Annotated in this window: 4 protein-coding genes and 1 pseudogene; all 5 read right to left on the bottom strand. The window is 68.4% G+C overall.

The features are described 5' to 3' along the window. Positions 1-96 (bottom strand): annotated as a pseudogene (locus ACFWY9_RS41380) (ATP F0F1 synthase subunit C); the annotation flags it as partial. 55 nt (positions 97-151) lie between these two features. Further along, the gene (gene atpB / locus ACFWY9_RS41375) at positions 152-952 is read right to left on the bottom strand and encodes a F0F1 ATP synthase subunit A (protein WP_378330401.1); all 801 of its coding nucleotides are present in this window, start codon (positions 950-952) and stop codon (positions 152-154) included. Between the two features lie 392 nt (positions 953-1,344). Further along, positions 1,345-1,788, bottom strand: coding sequence for a hypothetical protein (locus ACFWY9_RS41370; protein ID WP_378330402.1), 444 nt, complete (start codon positions 1,786-1,788; stop codon positions 1,345-1,347). A 79-nt stretch (positions 1,789-1,867) separates the two neighbouring features. Further along, on the bottom strand, positions 1,868-3,025 hold the full coding sequence (locus tag ACFWY9_RS41365; RefSeq protein ID WP_378330403.1) for a glycosyltransferase family 4 protein: 1,158 nt from the start codon (positions 3,023-3,025) through the stop codon (positions 1,868-1,870). Between the two features lie 76 nt (positions 3,026-3,101). Then, on the bottom strand, positions 3,102-3,752 hold the full coding sequence (locus tag ACFWY9_RS41360; RefSeq protein ID WP_378330404.1) for an L-threonylcarbamoyladenylate synthase: 651 nt from the start codon (positions 3,750-3,752) through the stop codon (positions 3,102-3,104). Positions 3,753-3,871: the final 119 nt, after the last annotated feature.

Here is a 3,871-nt window from a genome sequence, read left to right as displayed (position 1 = left end):
GGGGCCGATCGCGCCGAGACCGTAACCGATGGCGGCGAGACCCTTGTTGAGGTTGACGGTCTCGGCGGCCTGCTGGGCCAGAACGATGTTGCTCACGTGCATTTCCCTTCACTTCGGTCCACGCGCTCGCGCGGATCGGGGGCTTGTGTTCTCAGTGCTCCGACGCCAGTGCGGCGCCGATGTACCCCGCGGACAGCAGGGCGAAGATGTAGGCCTGCAGGATCTGGATGAAGGCCTCGAGGAAAGTCATCAGGATGGTCACGATCCAGGCGACCAGCGACACCGGCTTGAGCGCCCAGCTCGAGGTCTCCAGCAGCAGGAATTCGCCGCCGAGGGTGAACACCACGATCATCAGGTGGCCGGCGAACATCGCGGCGAAAACCCGGATGGCCAGCGTGAGCGGCGTGAGGAAGAACTTCGTCGCGAACTCGATCACGCTGTAGAGCGGGAGCACGAAGCCGGGAACGCCGGGCGGGGCCAGTTCCTTCTTCAGGTAACCGCCGAGACCGTGCTTGCGAATGCCCACGAAGTGGTAGATCGGGTAGACGACGAACAGCGACATCGCCAGCGGGAAGGCGATCCGGCCCAGTGTCGGGAACTGGAAGAACGGAATGATCCCGAACAGGTTGTTCACCAGGCAGAAGGTGAACAGCGCGAGCACCAGGGGCACGTACGGCTTGAATTCCTTCGCGCCGATCTGCTCACGCGTGATGCTGTTGCGGCTGAAGTTGTAGATGCCCTCGACGAAGAACTGCCCCTTGCCGGGAACCACCTTGAGCCTGCGCGAGGCCAGCAGGAAGTACACCGAGATGAGCGCCACCGAGATGATGGCGAGCAGCATCGGCTTGGTGAAACTGCCCCAATACCCCGACCCGAAGATGGGGGGCAGGTCGAAGGCCTCGGCACCGGGCGGGGTGAAGGTCCCGCCCTCGGTCAGTACCAGCGCGCCCACTGGGCTCCTTCCGGTTCTCCCGGCCGGCGTTCACTCCGCCGGGGGAATCGTCACGATCTGGACTTAACGTACCCGACACGTATCGAGCCGTTAGAGGCGGCTACCCCACTGTGCGGTGAACGTGGTCTCACGCTACGCACACACCGGAATTCCAGGTGAACGCTCCGCAAACGGGTACCTACCAGCGGAGACGGAACGAGCCATACGGTCGCCACGCTGCTGATCGCGGTTCGTCTGAGGAGGCGTGCGACGCAGGGTCGCCGCCTATGACGCGGACCTTATCAGCCGGTCAGGAAGTGCCGTACAGGCGTACTCCTAACCAGGGACGAACCAGCCGATCGGCCGAGGACGTAGGTCCCGAACCGCCCAGGACCCTGGTCCTGACAACGTGGTCAGGCCGGGATGATGGTCGGGATCCTGGTGCGCCGGAACGCGACGAACTCGACACCGGCGGCCAGCAGAATGGCCGCGATCATGGTGATGCCCAGCGAAAGCGGGTGCAGCACGGAGACGCCCTTCAACAGGGTCAGCGCTCCGAACAGGACGATGAGCTTGATGACGTAGCTGCCGAGCGCGGTCACCATCACGAACATCGGGTCAAGGCCCGCGCTGAAGCGCATCATGCCGAGCGTCGCCAGCGAGGAAAGGAACGCGAGCACGCCACCGACCAGCGACCCGAGCAGGCCCGGAACGCCGTTCAGGATCGTGAACAGCACGATGCACGCGACGATGACGGGCGGGACGAACGTCAAGGAGGCCTTGGTCATCGCGCTGGCGGCCTGCAGCACCACCTTGGCGTGCGGGTTCTCCTGCTCGGTCTTCTCGGTCTCGCTCACCACACGGCTCCCTGGTCGGTTCGACACGCCAGTGTAATGCCGCACGTCACGGGGGTCCCGGGCGCGTGCGGCGAGACACTCACGTGGAGTGCTGGTTGCGCGATTTGAGCCGGGGCACGATCGACACCAGCGCCGCGAGCACCAGGCCGAAGCCGACGATCCAGAACACCGCCACGCTGTTGAACAACGTCACCGAAACCGCGCCGAACGCGAGGATCCCCGCCCACAGGTAGATGAGCAGCACGGCCCGGCGCTGCGAATGCCCGATCTCGAGCAGGCGGTGGTGCAGGTGCATCTTGTCCGCGGCGAACGGGCTCTCGCCGCGGCGGGTGCGGCGGATGACGGCCATGATCAGGTCCAGCAGCGGCACGAAGAGCACCGCGGCCACCACCAGCAGCGGCGAAAGCAGCGCGAGCGCGTCGGAACCGGAGAACTGCGTGTAGGACACCCGGCCGGACGCCGAGGTCGTCGCGCCCGCCAGCATCAGGCCGATCATCATCGACCCGGAGTCGCCCATGAAGATCTTCGCGGGCTGGAAGTTGTAGGGCAGGAACCCCAGACAGGCCCCGGCGAGCGTGGCCGCGATGAGCGCGGGCGGGTACGCGCCGACGTCGCCCCCGGAGGAGTCCAGCAGGCCGAGCGAGAACGCGCAGGTCGCCGTCGCGGCGATGAAGCCGAGGCCGCCCGCGAGCCCGTCGAGGCCGTCGACGAAGTTCATCGCGTTGACCATGACCACGACGAGCACGACGGTCAGCAGCGCGCCCTGGTTCTTGTCCAGCACGAGCACCGAGCCGAACGAGTCCGCGTTGCCGCCCCACGGCACCCAGAACGACACCCACTGCACGCCGAACAGGACCAGGATCCCGGCACACATGACCTGGCCGGCGAGCTTCGTCCAGGCGTCGAGCTCGAACCGGTCGTCCAGCGCGCCGATGAGCGAGATGACCCCGGCGCCGAGCAGCACGCCGACGGAGTCGAAGGAGAAGCCGAAGCTGCGGGACAGCGCGGGCAGATGGCTCGCGAGCCCCATCGCGGCGGCGATCCCGAGGTAGATGCCGACGCCGCCCATGCGCGGGATCGGCGCGACGTGCACGTCGCGGGCACGCGGGTTGGCGATCGCGCCGATCTTGATGGCGAACCGGCGGACGAGGCCGGTGAGCAGGAACGTCACAGCCGTCGCGGTCAGCGCGACGAGGATGTACTCCCGGATCGGGAGAAGGCCTTGAACGGGCGGCACTAGCGCGTCACGTCCGCACGGGTCGCAGTCACGGCGGACACGCTACCGCGCCCGCCGCCGGGGCCGGAAAAGGGCTTCACACCAGCGTTTCCGCGGGCACCCCGAGCACTTCGGCGACCGCCGCCGTGCTCACCGCGCCCTCACGGAGGATCACCGGGTCGCTGCCGGTCAGATCGACCATGGTGGACGGCACGGGCTCGCCGCTCGACCCGCCGTCGAGGTAGACCGCGACCGACTCGCCGAGCTGCTCCTGCGCCTCCTGCGCGGTGGACGCGGGCGGGCGGCCGGAGACGTTCGCGCTCGACACGGCCATCGGGCCGACGTCGCGCAGCAGCTCCAGCGCCACCGGGTGCAGCGGCATCCGGAGCATGACCGTGCCGCGCGACTGGCCGAGGTCCCAGCGCAGGCTCGGCGCGTGCGGGAGCACAATGGACAGATCGCCAGGCCAGAACGCCTCGATCAGCGCCCGCGCCTGCGGCGGCACCCCGAGCACCAGGCCGTCCACTGTGGACCACGAACCGACGAGCACGCCGACCGGCATGTCCGGGCCGCGGTTCTTGGCCCGCAGCAGCGCCTGGACCGCGCCGGTGTCGAAGGCGTCCGCGCCGATGCCGTAGACCGTGTCGGTGGGCATGACGACCAGCCGGCTCGAACGCACCGCGCCCGCCGCCGCCGCCAGCCCGTCGGCCCGCGAATCCCGCTTGCTGCAGTCGTACACCGCGCTCATGCCGCCAAGACTAGCCCCGCACCAGACTCGCGAGCGTTCCGGACGGGGTTTACCCGCCCGGACCCCCACCAGAGACGTTGCCCCCCGCGGCCCCCGGGGGGGGGGGGGGCGTGAGACGG

Origin of the sequence: Amycolatopsis sp. NPDC059027 (assembly GCF_042739735.1) — a bacterium.
In the GTDB taxonomy this organism is placed as follows: Bacteria; Actinomycetota; Actinomycetes; order Mycobacteriales; family Pseudonocardiaceae; genus Amycolatopsis.
This window is presented reverse-complemented; position numbering and strand designations above follow the sequence as displayed.